The following is an 18034-nucleotide window of genomic DNA, read 5'->3' on the forward strand; positions in this document are numbered from 1 at the left end:
ACCGTGTTTGCACGGAAGGACATTGTCATGGAAGCGCCCGACCCGCTCGGGGAGAAGCAGGCAGGCGAAGCGGGGGCTTTGGAACGCGACGGAAGGACCGGAGACGCAGAAACGACTGTGGGATGTCTGGTGATCGACTTTCCGTACCTTCTTGAACCCCTTGCTTTCGATGGCCGCACCAGCCGGAAAACGAAGCTGATCAGTCTGCCTGTCCTGGCGGTCCGCGTGGACAAAGGAGAGGTCGTGGTCCCGGACGAGGCGCTGAACTGGTCCAGGCACCTCGCCAGGAACGATGTCCCGCACAAGGAAATCCGACGTCGGCTTAATTCGGTCGGTCGGCTATTCGAGTTCGTGGAAAACGTGCTGGGGGAACTGAAGGCCGTTCCCGGAGCGATGGACCTTTCAGTCTGGGAGTACCTGATGGCGCGGATCAGCACTCCGCATGACCTCAAGGAAAGGCTCTTCGATCACTGGCAGCCTGTCGGCTATACGACCGTTCTGACCGAGTTCAGGGATCTCGTGGACTTCGCGAGGTACTGCGGCGCCTATACAGGCTCGGGTTCCATGATGGCGAGCGCCTTCAGGTCGAGCAGCGACATCTGGCTCAAGGTGGACCGCAAGCTCGTCGGCGACGACCTCCTGTCCCATTTGAACGCGCAGCGTCAACGCTGGCACGATCTCCTCGGCGAAGACAGGCCGATGCCGCCGCGCAGCCTGAAGAAGGCCGCCCGCAAGGGCGTGAAGAAATCAGACAACAGCACGACCATGTCCATCGATCAGGTCGAAAGCTTGATCGATGGCGAGAAGAACCCTGTTTTCAAGGCGACGTGGATGGAGCTCGCCTATCTCGGTCCCCGCATCAGCGAACTGCTCAACCAGTGGCGCTGCGACGTTCTCGATGCATCGTACGCGCCTCGGCTGTTTGAAGCGCCCGTCGCCGGGCCGCTGGTGATCTTCGCGGATCCGCGGAAATCGACGTACACGGGGTCCATGGACCTGCGTCGCAATTCGTTCCGCACACGCGAGCAGGTCCTGGCCGGAGACTACGGACTGCTTCCACGGCCTGACGAACTGGATGCCGTGCGCGCCGGACATAAAGGCATGTCCGTCTTCAATGCCGAACTTCAGATCACGCACGGCACCTGGACCTGCCTGGAAAAGGCGGCTGAATACGAACTCCTCGTACAGGAAATCCTTCACTACCACCGCATCTTCAAAACCGATCACGCGCATCCGTACCTGTTCATCAACGTGCGAAACGCCGAATACCGCGGGGAGCCATCCAAGATCGGGAACATGGAGAAGGCCTTCGACCGCGCTTGCGTGAGGGTGGGGATCAGGCCTCACGAGGAGGCCGGGGCGCATCTCCACGGGCTGCGGCACTTCTACCGCTGGTACGCCAAGGAGGTTCTGAAGGCCAGTCCCGAGATCATGAAGCTGATGCTCCGCCAGGAAAGCATCGACAGCCAGTTCGCCTACGGCAAACATGCAGAAGACGGGAACAACGCGATGCTGAAGCTGCGCGATGGCGCTCGCTCACATCGCGGCAACGACGAGTCCGAAGAATGAGGCCAAACTTGAAACTCGCATTCCGCGACGATGTGAACGTCGCCACCTCCGACCAGGAAGCTGGAAGCTACTTCAACAACACGGACCGCATGGTCCTGCTGCGGACACCGAGCGTCGCGGAACTTCAGGAACTCTGGCAGGAGTTCGATCGGGAGCTGCGGGCAGCCATCAAGGAGCTGATGCTTCAGCCCTACGGCGAGATCGTTCGCAGTCTCGGCCGCTTGGGCTTTCGGGAGAAGGAAGCCGAGAGCCGGGAGAACGTGCTCTTCGGCATGCTGACGAGCGGCAGCCCCGCCAAGTCAGCTCAGTTCCGCAAGAGCGCGATGGCAAAGGCGTTGATCGCGCTCGACCTGGTCCCCGATACCACTCCGCACGGGAAGAAGCGCACCCGGATCGTCCGCGGCAACGGTTCGGTCGAAGACTATGCGCTCGCCATGACCCGGGAACAGCAGCGCGCCTTCATCGATGCCGTCGTCGAGATCGAGGACGTGGATGAATGGCTGCTTACCGCACAGGGAAGCCGGGCCGGATGGAGCGACATTCAGGCGAGCCTACGCAAGGCGACCGACTCTCTCCAGTTCCTGAACGTTCTCGCCGAGCAGGTGGACAGGTTCATGGGCGATCCGGATGTCCGCACCAAGCGCCACGCGAGCATTGAGGAGAAGATCGTCTATGCACCCAGCTGGTTTGCCCAGTTCCTTGCAAAACGTGGCATCTGGCTATGGCCCGCACGATACGTAGCGAGGATCGTCTACCTTTATCCGGCCCGCTTGATCCCGCTCGTCTCCCGACTGTCAGTTCCCGACAGGTACCGCGAGCTTGCCGACAAGGTTTTCCGCTACCACCAGGATCAAAGGCATTCCGGTGCTGTCCTTTCGCTCCAGGCCTTTACGATCGCCGGTCTCGCGGGAAACACCTGGTCTGAGACAACGCCCGGCCTGTCGGGCAGCGACCCGGGGGACTATCGTTGGTACCCTTTGAGCTGCTTCAAGGCTGTTGGAAACACCCAGAACAACCTGACCAGTTCGATTAACGCCGTCTACCGGATCGCGACCGAGCATTTCGGGTTCGACTACGGGGAACGTCAGGAGAGCGCGCTGTTCCTCCATACGATGAGGCTGGATAAATCAGGGGTGGATGCCTTCAACTGGACGAACAGCCCGACGCCTCAAAATACAAGGCTCGCCACCCGCCTGCTCGGCGAACCTGTCACGGAAGTACCGCCTCATGTGAGAAACTGGGCCCGCGAATTGCGGTCCATGCTCACCCTGTTCGATGTCCAGGCGATCAAGCAGGTAGAGGATGCCCTGAACATCTGGCTGATATACCTGATGACGCTCGAGCCGGAGGAGGCGCCAAGAGACTTCCGTTCGATCAAGAGACGGCTCCATATCCACGACATGCGCGACGAGAACCTGCGCACCTTCTACGTGTTCCTGAACGCGTTCTTCACCGGGAAGTCAGCGGATCGCGGCAACCGGGCCATGCAGCAGCTCAGGAAGGCTTTCCACCTCGCCGCAGTCCGCGACGGGTTCGAGGGAGAAGACAATCCGGTCGATCCGGATCATGACATGCTCACCCGGGAAGACGTACGTCGTCTCGACGTGACACCACGCAAGGCGCTGGACAAGGAAGTCTGGGAACTGCTCGTCCGCAAGAACCGGGAGAACGATTTCGCTTTCGCGCGTGGCCTCGGAGACGGAAAGCAGTGCTGGCACACGCTGCGCAACACCGAGACGGGCGAGTACGAAACGGTGTTCTGGCCGGATGTAGCGGTCATCGTCGACATCGCCCTCAACTCCGGGATGAGAAACGTCAGCGGGCGCTGGATCGACAGCGGCGAAGGCGACGAGAAGATCCTGGCTGTCGAAACCATGGCGATGGTCCCGAATCCGCATCCTTGCGCCACCCCGGGACGCGAAGAGGGCTTTCTGCGCGTCGTGGACATACCGGGCTTTGAGAAGCGCCAGATCATCGGAATGTACGTCGGCATCAACAAGACCGGAAGAAGGTTCGTCCTTCCCTGGACGGACAAGCACGTCGTCAGTTCAGTCGAGCGGATGAAGGCCCTTCAGGCCAGGTACAATCCCATCCGCCACATCGTCAGCAGGGCCGAAGAGGGTGTCGTCAGCACCACGCGGGGCAATGTCGAGCGGTTCGACAAGATCTACCCCCTCTTCCGTGACCCCAGCAAGAAGACGAACGTGGCGGTCACCGAGGGGAGGGTGCGGGCCTACTGGAAGGCCCTCCTGCTGTCGGTCCAGGACGAAGTGGACGCACTGTATGGCCGTCCCTATCCGCTGGTCGAGGACGACAAGGTCATCTTCGGCATCCACGCCCTCCGAGTGACGATGGTGTCGAACCTGATAGAAGCGGGGGTGAGCCCCGAGATCGTCCGCGACCTCGTAGGCCATGCCACTTGGGTCATGACCTGGCACTACAACGCCCGTCGCAGCGCAACGCTTCACGGGGCGCTGCAGATGTTGTTTGCAGCCCGAAGCGAAGCGCTCGAGAGGCTGGCCGCCGGCGACAGGTCGGCGGTTATGGAGCTCGCCGACCAGGCGATCCGGCCCGAGTTCGTCACCGACCATGTCGGTGCCGACCTCATGCGCAATCACGTCAAGCGGGGTTCGAGGGCACCGTTCGACGTGATGCAGCACGGCATCTGTCCTGGCGGCGTGTGCTCGGAAGGCGGCGAGAAGGTGGGGGAGGGGAAATACAAGCCAGTCTGGCGGCCGAAAGCCTGTTCCGGATGCCGCTTCCGCGTCACGGGGCCGCATTTCCTTCCGGGCATCATGAACCGCATCAACAACCTGATGGCCGAGATCTGGCTTTCGGGACAGCGGTCGCAGGAACTGTCGAACGAAATCGCCCGTATACGCGAGGCGGGGAAAAATCCGCACGTCCTGGAAGCCAGCCGCGACCTTGAAACCATGTTCCGCGACGATCTTACGAAGGAGCTCGGGATGGAAAACCAGATTCTAAGCAAGTGCATGGAGATGGCTGCCGTGGCAGCCGAGAAGGGGCGGTCAGCCGATCACATCATGCTGCCAGCATCGCCTGATCTCGACATCGGGCAGGTCGGCTACGGCTACAGCGAGGCGCATCCTTTCCAGCTCATGCATATGCTGGTCAAGGAAACACAGATCCTGCCTGCTTCCATCATGGAGATCCCCCACGGTGTCGAAGAGAACTGGAAGAAGATGACGAACCGGATCATGAAGGCGAACGGCTTGGCCGAGTTCCTCTACAGAATGCCGGAGCAGAACGAGAAAAACGCCTTCATCAGGATCGGGGATGCCTTGATCGAAGCATTCCCTGAGGCATCCAAGTTCCAGCAGCTGGTGCAGGGCTCCATCAGGCTCGACTCGGATGCGCAGATCCGCCTGCGGGACCATGTCACGGCCATCCTCGAGGAATCATCGGCAACGCCTCAGATCACGTACGAAGCAGCATGAGCGACATGGTCGAAGCAATCACCGCCCAGCAGGTGATGGAGAAGCTCGAGGCCGATGCCGGCGGCAACCGGACGCGTCTCGGAACCTTGGCCCGCGTCGTCGTTGCCTGCGACGACATGGTCTCCGGAGAAGCCCACAAGCTGGCCAAGAAGGCCAAGATGCACGGTGCAAAGTTCGATCCGCAGTTCGTGAAGATCAACTCGCGGACCGTGCACGCCTATGTCAAGCTCCGCGCCCATCTGGACGGTCCCAAGACGGAATGGGTCGGGCCTTGGGACACGGTGATCCGTGCTGACAAGGACTTGAAGGCATACGTCGACCTGCGGCATCAGGAGCTCGTCGAGGGCCAGCCTGCGAAGCCGAAGAGCCGGGGAGCGCGCTCGGTCGAGGTCGAGCGGATCGTCGATGGCATCGAGAGCTTGACCGACCGACAGACGCTTCGGTTCGCCCTCGCGGATGCCCGCAAGTGGAAGCGCGACTACGACATCCTGGCGGCGACGCTCAGCAGGATGCCTGCGCTGAATGTCGAGGAACTCTTGAAGGGCAATGCCTCCCCGACAGCAGTCGCGGGCAGCGCCTCACCGGGGGTGCTCACTCCGGAAGAAATGCGTACACTCAGGAAACTGGTGGCGCGGCTGCGGGATGACCGCGTCCTCGCGGACTTCGAACTGATGCATGCCAGCGGTGCCGTGAAAATGGATGGTCCGCCAGGACTGGATCTCGTGTACCCCGAAGAAATCGGTCTGCTGGCCCGGCTTTCCGGCGAGAAAGGCAGCGGATAGTTGTTTCCGGGAAGGCGCCTCCCGGGTGTCGGGCAGTCATCACATTCCGACTGCTGCTGCAAGCCTCGAAACCGACTTGACCATCCTAGCCAGCGTGGCAGACAAAATCATGAACGCTAGACCGAACTGGAAGCTTGCCGAATACAGCCTGCTGGCCGGCGGGCGTGGCTCCGTACCGTCCAGGATCGATACCTTTCTCATGCAGGCGGGCTTCAGGGTCAACGAGCCGGAATTCAGGGCCGTTCATGAAGTCCTTTGGGGAACGGCGATGCCAAACAGCACCGCCGCTCATATCTTCGTCGCGCTCTGGTACGCGAGCCCCGAACAGGCAGTGGCGGCGGGAATGGATCACGTCATGGAACTGCTAGGCGGCCTGAAAGAAGATCAAGGCGCGGGGGAATTGGTGGACATGCTCGAAGGCCGTGTCAGGTCGCTTGTGCAGGATTGCGGAAAGATACTCGTCGCTCGACAGCGTGACCTCTTCGCCTTTGTCGGTTCACGTCGGCTCGTGGCAGTGGTCTCCTCCCTGCAGTGCGATGACATCACCATCGCCTCGCTGCGGGAAGCGATATCGCTGGTGGCAAAGGAACCGATGGGAATACCAACCTTCCGCTCGATGCTGGCCTCGGGGCACGAAGGTTTCGACCGGACGCTTGCCATGGACTGGCACCGCTGGTCGCCCGTCCTGCGGAGCGACTTTATTGGGATGCTGGACAACGAAGCAGGTGTCATCTCGGACCCGGTCAAGTTCCTCGAAACCTTTCCGGAGGCACTCGGGAGCAAGGAATGGGAGGAGGCATTGGCGGTCGAGCTGGCAGATCGCCACGAGGGTGGGTTCCCGGAGCAGGCACCAAGGCAGAGATGGGAAGCAGCAGCGGCATGCTTCGCGAAACCGGACTGCACTGCCACCGCCTCCTGATGCATGCGGAAGATTAGGCTTGGCGCACGGCGTTCTAATCTACCCGGATCCTTTCGCCAAGGCCGAGCCTTTCGCGCAGGTACGTAGGGGCAACAACTTGTAGCGAGTCATGATCCGGCCCGGAAGAGAACCGCGAGCCACCTTTGACCGGGTGACTGAAGCCAGTCGGCTCCTGCGGTCCTCCCGAAGTCTGTGACGCATCCGACCAGCGCGCCGAGCGGATAGCCCTATCGAGATCTTTAACGTAACCGCAGTTCCGGTTATCTGCCATCCGCTTCACAGCGTTGGGGGCCGTCCCGCTAGTTTAGGTCGGGTGCGCTCGAGGTGTCGTTCAGGCCATGAAATAGTCGCCGCTTGGTTTTGTGTGGCCGTCGTCGTCGAGTTCCTCGTCATCGGTCTGGTAAAACAGCTCTTCGTTGTCCGGGTTGATCAAGAATTCTCGTGACAAGCGATCGACTGCGACCCAGCCTTCGTCTGGATTCAGGATGCTCAGCGTCCTCCCGTCTGCCAGCTGGATGAAGACATCCACATCAAATCCGGCCTTGAGCTGATGCCAGGTAAGCGCCTTACCTGCGGCTTGCTGCTCCATGAACCGGACGAACCTCCGGCGCGCGTACTGTTGTTGGTTCATCGACATGATGCTTTCCTCCTGTCAGTTGCGGCTACGAAGTCGCCGCCCAGGAAGCGTGATGCCGATCTGGAAGCGATGCAAGCAGGTTTGTCGTGCTTTGCTGCGGTCACGGTATCTGCAGATGGTCAAAGCAGGAGGAAGGCTTGCATCGACAGGGTAGCGCTTCGGGTAGATGGTAAGCGCGCGCTTGAACCGTCCTCCCGCAGTTAACAGGAAGCGTCGGTTCGGCGGTTCCTGATGACAAAAACTGCAGGCGAAAACGCCTCGTCGACTCCGTTGCTGCATAAGCTACCAAAGGCAAATCTCGGTTGCCAGCCAACCGCCCGACTGCATTCTGGGCGCTGCTGCCACCTGGCAGGCGGCTTGAACGGCATTTGACAAGAAAGCATCTGTCATACCGTCACTCCCCCGAACAGGAGCCTGGCCGAAGCCGCTATCGGGGACGGCTACAGCGCTAAATGGATTGCGCGCCGCCCCCGATAGCTGCCGTGGGAGCTCTATGACGGGATCACACTTAAGCGTAGGGGGGAAAAGGCTTCGACACCAAGGCCGTTCGTCAGATCATCCGCCTGCGCAAGCAGGATCAGGCGGAGCGTGAAGAAGCCGAGGCGCTGCTGGAACTCTACATGAACGCGCTCGGCATGGCCTGACGTCCGTTTCCGCTGGCTTTTCCTTAAAGGATGGCCGGCAGGAACGTGACTCTCGCTCGGCTCAAGCAGCGGGCGCGGTTGTCAGACGGTAACCGTCCCGCGCCAGGTCGCCCGCCAGAAGCGGCGCGATTGCGTGCGCCTCCTCCTCGTCGAGCCTGTGCGTTGTGACGAGTTCCGCCAGGAAGGCAGCATCGGCGCGGCGGCTGACATCGTGACGGGCCGGGATGGAACACAGCGCCCGGGTATCGTCGTTGAAGCCTACCGTGTTCATGAAGCCCGCGGTTTCGGTCGCCCGTTCGCGGAACCGGCGGATCCCTTCGAAACTGTCATGGAACCACCAAGGTGGACCCAGGCGCAGGGACGGGTACGCGCCGGCCAGCGGTGCCAACTCGCGGGCATAGGTCGTTTCATCCAGCGTAAACAGGATCAGCCGCATGCGCGGGTCCATTCCCACGACGTCGAGCAACGGCTTCAACGCTGTCGTGAAGCTAATCGGGACCGGAATGTCGAAGCCCCGGTCGCGCCCATATCGTTCCTGAACCTGGGGGCTGTGGTTGCGAAACGAGCCAGGGTGAAGCTGCATCACCATGCCGTCGTCCACCGACATGCGGGCCATCTCGGTCAGCATCTGGGCGCGAAACAGTTCCGCATCGGCCGCTGATGCCTTACCTGCGCGAACCCGGTCAAACAGCGTCGCTGCTTCGGCCCTTCCGAGGTTTTCCGTGTGGGGCGTGGGGTGGCCATGGTCGGTTGCGGTTGCTCCCATTTCCCGAAAAAAGGCGCGGCGTGCGCGGTGTGCGTCGAGATAGCCCTGCCAGGTTCCGGTGTCGCAGCCGGTGATCTCTCCAAGCTTGTCCAGGTTGGCCGCGAAACCATCGGCTTCGGGATCAATCACCGCGTCGGGTCGATAGGTGGGCACGACGCGGCCATTCCAGTCGCTGCCCTGCACCTGGCGATGGTGGTGCAGGTCATCCAGCGCCGAATCCGTCGTGGCGATGACCTCGATGTTGAAGCGGTCATAAAGCGCGCGGGGACGATAATCAGGCTCCGCCAGCTTTTCCGCGATGGCATCGTAGTGCGCATCCGCGTTAGCGGGTGACAGCCGTTCAGTTAGGCCGAACACCGTTTGGAGCGAATGGTCGATCCACAAGCGCGATGGCGTGCCTGCAAACAGATGGTATTGCGCTGCGAAAGTGCGCCAGATCTTGCGTGGGTCCGTTTCGGCTTCTTTCCCGATGCCGAGGGCCTCATAGGGCGTGCCCTGGCTGACCAGCATCCGCACCACATAATGATCGGGGATCACCAGCAGTTCGGCCGGGTTCGCAAACGCCGGGTTCTCACCCCACCACCGCGGGTCGGTATGGCCGTGCGGCGAAACGATGGGAAGGTCCGCGACGCTCGCGTAAAGGTCGCGGGCAATCGTCCGCGTCGTCGCGTCTGCCGGAAAAAGGCGATCAGGATGCAGCGCCATGGTTAGCGCCCCATCATCAGGTTGGGCAGGAACATGACCACGTCGGGGAAGAGGATCATCACCGCCACTACCGCCAGAACGGCAGCGGCGAGAGGGATCAGTTCGCGCGTATATTCCTTGTAGGAACAGTTCAGGATGCCGCACACGGTGAACATCGAGACGCCGACGGGCGGCGTCATGCCGCCAAAGGTCACCAGCGTCATCATGATCAGGCCGAAATGCACGGGGTCGATCCCCGCGGCCGTGATCACCGGAACGAGGATCGGCGTCAGGAGCATGACGATCACCGTTGCCTCGACCAGCATTCCGAAAAGCAGCAGGAACACCGAGATCGTGAAAAGCAGCGCGGTTTGCGAAGAAAAGAGCCCCAGGGTCAATTGCGCAAGTGTTTGCGGCACGCGCTCGAAGGTGATGACATAGCCGAAGGCGCCGGACAGGAGAATGATGAACATGATCATGCCGATGTCTCGTACTGAAAGCACGAGTGCATCGACGATCGAAGCCAGCGAAAGCTCGCGATAAATCAGCAAGCCGACGACGAGGGCATAAGCAACTGCGAAGGCGCCGGCTTCGGATGGCGTGAAGATGCCAAAGCGGATGCCGACGATCAGCCAGACCGGAAAGAGGATGGCCCAGAAGCTGGTTCTGATGGCCGACAGAACTTCACGGAACGTAGGCGCGCGCTCGACCACCGGCTTGTAGTCGCGCGATCTGGCAATCCATGCGGTCGCGGTCATGAGGGCAATCGTGAGCAGCACACCGGGCACGATCCCGGCGATGAACAATCGACCGATCGAGACTTCGCCCAGGAAGCCGTACAGGATCAGGCCAAGGCTGGGCGGGATGGTGGCGGTGATCAGTCCGCCCACGGAAAGAAGGGCAGCCGTGAAGCCCTTGGTGTAGCCTTCCTTGATCATCGGGGCACCGAGGATGCGCGACTGCATGGCGGCATCGGCCACGGCCGAACCAGAGATGCCGCCCATCAGGGCCGAAAGCAAAAGGCTGACCTGGGCAAGTCCACCGCGCATCCAGCCGGCACAGGTCGAGGCGAGCGTCATCATCCTTTCCGTGATGCCGGATCCGTTCATCAGATGTCCCACCAGGATGAACAATGGCACGGCCAGCAGCGGAAAGGACTGACTCGATGCAATGATCCGCTGCACGGCCGTTGCATCAGGCATGAACGTCGTGGGGAGCAGAAAATAAGTGAGGCTCGCGACGCCAATGGCAAAAGCCACGGGCATTCCGATCACCATGAAACCCAGTGCCAGGCACAGGATCGCGAACGAAATCAAAGCAGTTGCTCCCCTTGTCGGCTGTCGGGCTCGATGGCGTATAGCATTCCGCGCAGCACGATCCGGCGGATGAGCGAGATGATCATCAGGACACACCCCACGGGCAGGGCGAGTGTCACCCAGCCATAGGAAAGCCCGGAGGCTCCCATTTCACGCGCCCAGTTGGACATTGCGAGGTTCCATCCTAACCAGCCGCAATAGCTGAGAAAGGCAAGGATGCAGGCGACACAAACGAGGTGCAGAATACGACGGCCGCTCGGCGACAGCGCGTCGGGCAGGCTCGAGATGCGGATGTGTTCCCCGCGGCGGATCACCAGATCAGCGCCCAGCATCACCGTCCAGATCAGCAGGAGTTGGGCGATCTCGTTGCCGGCCGGCACCGGATGCCCGACTGAGCGACCCACAGCGCCTATGATCACCGCCGACACCGTGCCGCCAAGAAAGATCATCGCGATGATCTCCTCGATGCGATCAAAGGTCTTACCCATGCTTGTCCTCCCACTCACCCGTCATGCTGGCCGGCGCGGCGGCTTCCGCCGCGCCGCTTGTCAGCTCAGGGCTTGGCTGCGTCGATGAAGGGCTGCAACTCGGCGCGCGCATCTTCGAGGCCGAGCTGCTCGTAAACGCCCGTCGTCAAGGCGCGGAAATCTTCAGGATTGACCTCGTTGACCACGATTCCCGCAGCCTTCATGTCAGCGAGCACCTGCTCACCCTTGGCAACGGTTGCGGCCGAAGCCTCGTCACCTGCTTTCTGCAACTCCTCCGAGATGATGGTCTGTTGCTCCGGAGTGAGGCCCTGGAACCAGGCTTCAGAGGTGGTGAGGCCGGTCAAGAGCTGCACATGGTTGGTGAAAGCCAGGTTGCCGGTGACTTCATGAAGCTTGATGCCGTAAGCGCCGGTCAGCTGGGCTTCCGCGCCGTCGATCGCGCCGAGCTGCAGAGCCGAATACACTTCCGACCATGCCATTGGCACAGCGGTGGCACCCATCGCGTTGATTGTTGCCAGCCAGCCCGGCGCATCGATGGTTCGCACGCGCACGCCGCTCAGATCGGCAGGCTTGGTCACCGGCGCTTTGGTGAACATCTGCCGAGTGCCCTGGAACCAGTTGTAGTTCAAAAGCCGCAGACCGGTGGACGAGGCGAGTTCTTCCACCCACTTCTTGTAAGGTTCGGACGCCGTTATGGCGGCGTACTGCTTCCAGTCGTCAACCAGATAAGGTGCCGACAGGATGCCGAGCTCTTTTTGGAATGGCGCCAAGCGTCCGGCATCAACAAGAACCGCAACGGCAGCACCATTGCGGATCTGCTCGAGGACGTCGTTGTCGGATCCGAGCTGCGACGACGGATACACGGTGACGTCGATTTCGCCGTTGCTGCGTTCCTCGATGCGGGTTGCCGCTTCTTCCATCGCTATTGCGAGGGGGTCGGTGGCGTTCTGCGAGGTGGACAGGGCGAACTGGACCTGGGCCAAGGCACCCACGGAGGTGGATGCAAGAAGTGCAGCGGCGAGGGTCAGTGTTTTGAAGCGAAGCATGTGTGTTTTTCCTCCTAAGATGTGGTCAGTGCCGAGGAATGCCCGGCCATAGTCCGGCCCCCGCCCCTTCGGTCAGGGCGAGCGCAAGATGGTAGAAAAGGCGTGTGAGGGTTGCCGGCTGGATCACATGGCCGTCCGCGGCGAGCTGGTTCACCCAGAACCGCCGACCGGCGAACCAGCGCTCGAACATCAAACAAAGCAGTGCGCGAGCCCGGACGCCCGCCTGATCGTCACCCGCCATGGCGCGCGCCGCGTACCACTTGATGGCCTCGGTTTGCGGCCAAAGCAGAAAAGTTTCCTCCACCACGGAGCCCTGCGCCGAAACCGCATCAAGAGCAGCGCCTGCCATTGGTCCGGTGGCGGCAACGCCGTGGCGTTCGGCAAACAGGGCAAGTTGTTCGGCGAGATCGCGGGTTGCAGGGTCGCCGCCGAGTTCGGCTTCGCGCCACAACAGCCAGGCCCATTCATATTGGTGTCCGGGCTCGCGCCGCAAACCCATTGCGTCTTGGAGGGGGCGCAGGTCCGGCGCTCGCCATTCCGCTATGCTGCCGGTTTCCGTGTCGTGGAAATGCCGGAGCGCCAGTGATCGCGTGCTTGCCGCGCGGGACATCCAGATGCTCTGGCGTGACACTTTGAAGGCCTGCAAACAGGCTTCATAAAGATGCATGTGCGGATTCTGAGCGCGGTGTGGGGCGAGTGGAGCGCTGGGCTCCGCCACCTCGTCGTGTTCAAGCAGAAGGCCGGTTGCTGGATCGGTCAAGCGCGTGGAAAGCAGTTCCCAGCAAGCCTCCAACTTCGCTCCGACTTCGGAGGAGGGCGCGATGGCGTTCCACGTCGCGAAGCCGAGGATCACAAAGGTCTGATCGTAGCTGCGGGCGACGTCGTCCGCCGCCTGGCCCGTCCGGGCGCCAGTTCTCCCCCCAGCGCGCCGGTACAAGCCGGCTTCTTTTTGGAAGCGAGGCAAGAAGGTGGCCTGCCGTTTTGCGGCTTCAACAAGCGCCGGATTACCCGACAGCCTTGCCAGATGCGAAAGCGTGAAAAGGGTGCGGGCCTGAGCCAGCACCGTCTTCTCCGCCGATCTGTCGGGGTGACCTTCTTGATCGAGAGCGTCGAATACGCCCCCGCCTTCCTCGTCGCTGACGTGCGTCAGCCAGTCCGGCAGCAACTCGGCCCAAAACCATGTCGCCCACCAATCGGCGTCTCGCGGCGCATCGGGAGCCTCTTGTCGCGGATCGCGGCTGAACTGGCTCATCGGAGCGCTCCCGTTCCGATGAAGAAATCCGGCTGCGCTTGGACGATGCCGGGCAGATCAACGACGATTTCGCGCAAGTGGATGCGCATCGCTTCCACCGCCGCAGCAGCATCCCGCATCCGGATGGCTTCCACGATGTCGGCGTGTTGGCCGATCAACCTTTCGCGCGAAACCTGCCGAGCGCTGATGTGGCGCACGCGGTTCATGTGGATCTTCAAATCCTCCAGGTGGTCGGCCACGGAAGCGTATCCGGCCAGAACCGCCAAGGTCCTGTGAAAGTCCTCATCTACCCGCATGAACTCGTCGCCCGGGGCGGCGGCATGCAAGGCACGTTGTTCCGCGATGGAGGCGTCCAGCGCGTCCAATGCGGCTGCGTCGGCAGTTTCCGCGACGCGGCGCACAATGTCGGCCTCGACCGCTTCGCGGATGAAGCGTGCTGTGAGAACAGCCGGAACCGAGATCAGGGTCACGAAGGTGCCGCGCTGCGGACGCACTTCCACCAGCGCTTCTTCCGAAAGCTTGATGAAGGTTTCGCGGACCGGCTGGCGCGAAACCGAGTAAGCGGAAGCGATCTCGGTTTCAGAAACTCGGGACCCCGGCACGATGTCGCCGCGGATGATCCTGTCGCGCAACACACGGTGGAGCTGCGGCCCCACGGCCGCGCTTTGCTCCAGCAGATGTACCTGCGCCAAGCCAGTCAATAGCAGATCCTCCCGCCGCTGGATTAGCTCCGAACTTCCATACTAGTCAACTGCTGCTGACGCTGTTAGATCGGGTCAGATATAAGCAGGAGGAGACTACCCATGCGGCAGACTTGGCGTTGGTTCGGGCCGAAGGACCTGTGTTCGGTGGACGACATGTGCCAGGCCGGCGTTCAGGGCGTGGTTTCGGCCCTGCACCACGTCGCCACTGGCGCCGTGTGGCGTCCGGACGATATCGAGCAGCGCAAGTCCGAGATCGCGACGATGCGGGACGGCACCCCGTCCGGTTTGGCATGGGAGGTTGTCGAAAGCCTCCCGGTTTCGGAAGACATCAAGCGACAGACCGGCGACTGGCGGCAGCACATCGAAAACTGGAAAACGTCGATGCGGCATTTGCAAGCGGCCGGCATCGACGTGATCTGCTACAACTTCATGCCGGTTCTGGATTGGACGCGCACGGATCTTGCCTGGCGTCTTCCGACCGGCGGCACGTGCATGCGCTTCGATCTGACGGATTTCGCGGCGTTCGACATCCACATCCTGGCGCGTCCCTCTGCGACAGGCGACTACACGCCGGAAGTGGTGGACGAAGCGAACCGTCGGTTCTCGGCGATGAGCGATGACCGAAAGGCCCAACTTGCAAAGAATGTCGTTTTCGGCTTGCCCGGTGCTGCCGAGAACTTCAGCCTGGACGATGTGCGGGCTCACCTTGCCAAATACGCCGACATAACCGCCGACCAACTGCGGAGCCACCTCGTGGACTTCCTGGCAGAAGTCGCGCCGCTGGCCGAGGAACTCGGCGTCCGCCTGTGCTGCCATCCCGATGATCCGCCGTTTGCGCTGCTTGGGCTGCCGCGCGTCATGTCCACGGAAGACGATTACAACAAGGTCATGGATGCCGTGGATCTTCCGGCGAACGGCGTCACGCTTTGCGCCGGCTCGCTCGGTGCCCGGCCCGACAACGACCTTCCGGGCATGATGGACCGGCTGGGAGACAGGGTGCATTTCCTACACCTCCGCAATGTGCTGCGCGAAAGCTCCGATGTGAAAGGCAGCTTTCACGAGGCCGAGCACCTGGGCGGCGGAACGGACATGGTGGCGTTGATTGCCGCGGTGCTGCGCCAGGAGCGGCGGCGCAAGGCGGCGGGCCGCACCGATGTGTCGATCCCCTTCCGGCCCGACCATGGTCAGGACATCCTGGATGACCTGAAGCGACAAGCTCAGCCGGGCTACCCGTCCATTGGCCGCTTGAAGGGACTGGCGGAACTGCGCGGCATCCTCACGGCTTTGGACCACCCCGTCGAGGGACTGCAATGACACGGCTTTCGTCGCTTGCGGCGGTTCAAGGTGAAGCGCTTCTGCCCGGCTATGACCCCTCGCAGCACGGGCGCGGGATTGTGCATCTCGGCATCGGCGCCTTTCACCGGGCCCATCAGGCGGCGGTGACGGATGCCGCGCTTTCTGCGGACGGCGGAAACTGGCGCATTACCGGCGTCAGCCTCCGCTCGCGGGAGGTTGCCGACGCCCTGAACCCGCAGAACGGGCTTTTCACCTTGATCGAGCGGGGCGCTGCGGGAACGAGGGCTCGCGTCGTTGCCGCAATCCGTGACGTGATCGCCGCCGATCCGGGAGCAACGCTTGCCGCGCTCTGCGATCCACAGGTGCGGATTGTGACGCTTACCGTAACGGAGAAGGGCTACGGCATCGACCGGGTGCGCCGCAGCCCCGACGCGGATGATCCCGCCGTGAAGGCCGATCTCCAGGCACCTGATGCGCCGTCCGGTGTGCTCGGTCTTCTGGTTGCCGCCTTGCGCCAGCGCCATGCCGCCGGCGTCGAACCCTTCACCGTGCTTTGCTGCGACAACCTGCCGGAAAACGGTGCGCTTCTTCGCGACGGCGTGATCGGCTTTGCCCGCATGGTGGACCCGACGCTTGCCGACTGGATCGCCGACCATGTGGCTTTCCCGTCGTCCATGGTGGACAGGATCACGCCCGCCGCCACGGATACCACCTTGGCGGAAGCCAAGCGCCAGACCGGCTGTGACGACCTGGCCGCAGTGGAAACCGAACCGTTCCTTCAGTGGGTGATCGAGGACCATTTTCCGCAGGGGCGGCCCGCTTGGGAAGCAGGTGGCGCGATCTTCGTGGCCGATGTTGCTCCCTACGAGCGCATGAAGCTGACCATGCTCAACGGCAGTCACTCCATGCTGGCCTATGCCGGCTTCCTGACCAGCCGGCGCTATGTTCGTGACGTCATGGGCGATCCGGTGCTTTCGGTCCTGGTTTCGCGACATCTGAGGGCTGCCGCTTCGGTCCTCCCCGCGCTGCCGAGCATCGACCTCGCCGCTTATGCCAAGGCTTTAGAGGAGCGCTTCCGAAATCCAGCCATTGCACACGAAACCTGGCAGATCGCGATGGACGGCACCCAGAAGCTGCCGCAACGCATTTTCCAGCCGGCCTTGGCTGCGTTGGGACAAGGGCAATCTGTTCGGCCATTCGCGCTTGCGGCGGCCGCGTGGATGCGCTTCACGCTCGGGCGCACCGACGATGGTCGCGACCACGCATTGCGTGATCCGCGCGAAGCCGAAATCCGGAATGCGCTTGCCGGCGTTTCCCGTGAGACGGGCGAAGCGATCCGCGATGCCCTTTCTGGCCTGCCGGGCCTCGTTCCGGCGGAGCTGGCGGCCACTCCCGCGTGGCGCGACGCGGTGGCGGAGCTTTTGCAGGGTATGCTCGACAAGGGTGTTGCGGCGACCTTGCAAGCGGAAGCCGCGACATGAGCCTGTTTATATCGATCGGCGAGGCAATGGTGGAACTCTCCAGCGCGACCGATGCCGGCGATGGGCTTTGGCGCCTGGGCTTTGCCGGCGACACGCTGAACACCGCCTGGTATGCCCGCGCATGCCTGCCCGATGCTTGGCAAGTCGGCTACATGACAAGGCTTGGCCAAGACCCTTTTTCGCCCCAGCTGGCCGATTTCCTGGAAAACAACAACATCACCGGGGACTTCATCAGGACTGAGCCGTCGCGTTCTGTCGGCTTATACGCGATCCAGTTGAAGGACGGCGAACGGAGCTTCGCTTATTGGCGCGGGCAGTCCGCCGCCCGGCTCTTAGCCGATGATCTGGCGCTCCTCGACCGAGCTTTTGCAGCGGCCGACGCCATCTACCTGTCGGGCATCACTCTTGCGATCCTGCCGGATGCCGGGCGCGACGCACTGGTGTCGCGCCTCGTTGCCGCGAGGCGTGCCGGCACGTTCACCGCGTTCGACCCCAACCTGCGCCCCCGGCTTTGGGAAGACGCGGACACGATGCGGCACTGGCTGACCCAAGCTGCGGCCGGCGCGGGTGTCCTTCTCCCGAGCTTCGATGACGAAGCTGAATGGTTCGGCGATGCCACGCCCGAGGCCTGCGCGCGACGATGGCAGGCTGCGGGCGCTTCGGAGGTGATCGTGAAGAATGGCGGCGGGCCGATGGTCCTCTTGCAAGGCGGGGATCTGCTGACCGCGCCAGCCGAGTTCATCGCGCCCGTGGACAGCACCGGCGCAGGCGACAGCTTCAACGGCGCTTATCTGGCGGCACGATTGACGGGGTCGTCTGCGGCTGACGCTGCGCAAGCCGGCCACGCGGTGGCGCTCAAGGTGATCGCGCATCGCGGCGCGCTGATTCCCTTGCGGGATCTGACAGGTTTCCGACGCGCCTAGAGCCTGTTCATCCGGTCCGAGGCCATAGCCTACACCTTGAGCGGTGTGCTAGAGCGACTGTGCTGAAGG

At 62.3% G+C, this 18034-nt stretch carries 14 protein-coding genes and 1 pseudogene; 8 read left to right on the forward strand and 7 right to left on the reverse strand.

The genetic code is table 11. The features are described 5' to 3' along the window. Nucleotides 1-27 precede the first annotated feature (27 nt). From J5Y06_RS05290 to J5Y06_RS05305, 4 genes are read left to right on the forward strand one after another with little or no spacing between them, the layout of a single operon-like run. Nucleotides 28-1569: a hypothetical protein gene (locus tag J5Y06_RS05290; RefSeq protein WP_209333992.1), complete on the forward strand. Its 1542-nt coding sequence runs from the start codon at nucleotides 28-30 to the stop codon at nucleotides 1567-1569. Nucleotides 1570-1577: 8 nt separating this feature from the next. Then, nucleotides 1578-5027, forward strand: a complete 3450-nt coding sequence (locus J5Y06_RS05295) for a VPA1269 family protein (RefSeq protein ID WP_209333993.1) — start codon at nucleotides 1578-1580, stop codon at nucleotides 5025-5027. A gap of 5 nt (nucleotides 5028-5032) precedes the next feature. Beyond that, nucleotides 5033-5809 (forward strand): hypothetical protein, encoded by a 777-nt coding sequence (locus J5Y06_RS05300; protein ID WP_209333994.1) that lies wholly within the window; start codon nucleotides 5033-5035, stop codon nucleotides 5807-5809. Then, on the forward strand, nucleotides 5727-6728 hold the full coding sequence (locus J5Y06_RS05305; protein WP_209333995.1) for a hypothetical protein: 1002 nt from the start codon (nucleotides 5727-5729) through the stop codon (nucleotides 6726-6728). The genes J5Y06_RS05300 and J5Y06_RS05305 overlap by 83 nt, the downstream gene beginning before the upstream one ends. A gap of 331 nt (nucleotides 6729-7059) precedes the next feature. Here the strand turns inward: J5Y06_RS05305 and J5Y06_RS05310 are convergent, their stop codons facing one another. Beyond that, entirely contained in the window at nucleotides 7060-7365 is a 306-nt protein-coding gene (locus J5Y06_RS05310; RefSeq protein ID WP_209333996.1) for a hypothetical protein, read from the reverse strand. Between the two features lie 521 nt (nucleotides 7366-7886). Between J5Y06_RS05310 and J5Y06_RS05315 the strand changes: the two are divergent. Beyond that, nucleotides 7887-8009: pseudogene (locus J5Y06_RS05315) on the forward strand (GapR family DNA-binding domain-containing protein); the annotation flags it as partial. 61 nt (nucleotides 8010-8070) lie between these two features. Here J5Y06_RS05315 and uxaC read toward each other — a convergent pair. The 6 genes from uxaC to J5Y06_RS05345 form a co-directional block, all read right to left on the reverse strand. Beyond that, entirely contained in the window at nucleotides 8071-9480 is a 1410-nt protein-coding gene (uxaC, locus tag J5Y06_RS05320) for a glucuronate isomerase (protein WP_209333997.1), read from the reverse strand. Nucleotides 9481-9482: 2 nt separating this feature from the next. Further along, on the reverse strand, nucleotides 9483-10775 hold the full coding sequence (locus J5Y06_RS05325) for a TRAP transporter large permease (protein WP_245247568.1): 1293 nt from the start codon (nucleotides 10773-10775) through the stop codon (nucleotides 9483-9485). Continuing rightward, the gene (locus J5Y06_RS05330; protein WP_209333998.1) at nucleotides 10772-11263 is read right to left on the reverse strand and encodes a TRAP transporter small permease; all 492 of its coding nucleotides are present in this window, start codon (nucleotides 11261-11263) and stop codon (nucleotides 10772-10774) included. The genes J5Y06_RS05325 and J5Y06_RS05330 overlap by 4 nt, the downstream gene beginning before the upstream one ends. 65 nt (nucleotides 11264-11328) lie before the next feature. Further along, nucleotides 11329-12309, reverse strand: a complete 981-nt coding sequence (locus tag J5Y06_RS05335) for a C4-dicarboxylate TRAP transporter substrate-binding protein (protein ID WP_209333999.1) — start codon at nucleotides 12307-12309, stop codon at nucleotides 11329-11331. 25 nt (nucleotides 12310-12334) lie between these two features. Next, complete coding sequence (locus tag J5Y06_RS05340) at nucleotides 12335-13561, reverse strand: AGE family epimerase/isomerase (RefSeq protein ID WP_209334000.1); 1227 nt, start codon at nucleotides 13559-13561, stop codon at nucleotides 12335-12337. Further along, nucleotides 13558-14262 carry a GntR family transcriptional regulator gene (locus J5Y06_RS05345; protein WP_245247569.1) on the reverse strand — a complete coding sequence of 235 codons (705 nt, stop codon included), beginning with the start codon at nucleotides 14260-14262 and terminating at the stop codon, nucleotides 13558-13560. Before J5Y06_RS05345 ends, J5Y06_RS05340 begins: the two co-directional genes overlap by 4 nt. Nucleotides 14263-14364: 102 nt before the next feature. Here J5Y06_RS05345 and uxuA point away from each other — a divergent pair, with 102 nt between their 5' ends. From uxuA to J5Y06_RS05360, 3 genes are read left to right on the forward strand one after another with little or no spacing between them, the layout of a single operon-like run. Beyond that, complete coding sequence (uxuA, locus tag J5Y06_RS05350; RefSeq protein ID WP_209334001.1) at nucleotides 14365-15579, forward strand: mannonate dehydratase; 1215 nt, start codon at nucleotides 14365-14367, stop codon at nucleotides 15577-15579. Then, entirely contained in the window at nucleotides 15576-17042 is a 1467-nt protein-coding gene (locus J5Y06_RS05355) for a mannitol dehydrogenase family protein (RefSeq protein WP_209334002.1), read from the forward strand. Before uxuA ends, J5Y06_RS05355 begins: the two co-directional genes overlap by 4 nt. Next, the gene (locus J5Y06_RS05360) at nucleotides 17039-17965 is read left to right on the forward strand and encodes a sugar kinase (RefSeq protein ID WP_209334003.1); all 927 of its coding nucleotides are present in this window, start codon (nucleotides 17039-17041) and stop codon (nucleotides 17963-17965) included. Before J5Y06_RS05355 ends, J5Y06_RS05360 begins: the two co-directional genes overlap by 4 nt. The last annotated feature ends 69 nt before the right edge of the window (nucleotides 17966-18034 follow it).

Origin of the sequence: Tianweitania sediminis (genome assembly GCF_017813335.1) — a bacterium.
In the GTDB taxonomy this organism is placed as follows: Bacteria; Pseudomonadota; Alphaproteobacteria; order Rhizobiales; family Rhizobiaceae; genus Tianweitania; species Tianweitania sediminis.

Coding starts and splice junctions, on each gene's coding strand:
- J5Y06_RS05290 (WP_209333992.1), top strand. CDS start 28: ATGGAAGCGCCCGACCCGCTCGGGGAGAAGCAGGCAGGCGAAGCGGGG.
- J5Y06_RS05300 (WP_209333994.1), top strand. CDS start 5,033: ATGGTCGAAGCAATCACCGCCCAGCAGGTGATGGAGAAGCTCGAGGCC.
- J5Y06_RS05305 (WP_209333995.1), top strand. CDS start 5,727: ATGGTCCGCCAGGACTGGATCTCGTGTACCCCGAAGAAATCGGTCTGC.
- J5Y06_RS05310 (WP_209333996.1), bottom strand. CDS start 7,365: ATGTCGATGAACCAACAACAGTACGCGCGCCGGAGGTTCGTCCGGTTC.
- uxaC (WP_209333997.1), bottom strand. CDS start 9,480: ATGGCGCTGCATCCTGATCGCCTTTTTCCGGCAGACGCGACGACGCGG.
- J5Y06_RS05330 (WP_209333998.1), bottom strand. CDS start 11,263: ATGGGTAAGACCTTTGATCGCATCGAGGAGATCATCGCGATGATCTTT.
- J5Y06_RS05335 (WP_209333999.1), bottom strand. CDS start 12,309: ATGCTTCGCTTCAAAACACTGACCCTCGCCGCTGCACTTCTTGCATCC.
- J5Y06_RS05340 (WP_209334000.1), bottom strand. CDS start 13,561: ATGAGCCAGTTCAGCCGCGATCCGCGACAAGAGGCTCCCGATGCGCCG.
- uxuA (WP_209334001.1), top strand. CDS start 14,365: ATGCGGCAGACTTGGCGTTGGTTCGGGCCGAAGGACCTGTGTTCGGTG.
- J5Y06_RS05355 (WP_209334002.1), top strand. CDS start 15,576: ATGACACGGCTTTCGTCGCTTGCGGCGGTTCAAGGTGAAGCGCTTCTG.
- J5Y06_RS05360 (WP_209334003.1), top strand. CDS start 17,039: ATGAGCCTGTTTATATCGATCGGCGAGGCAATGGTGGAACTCTCCAGC.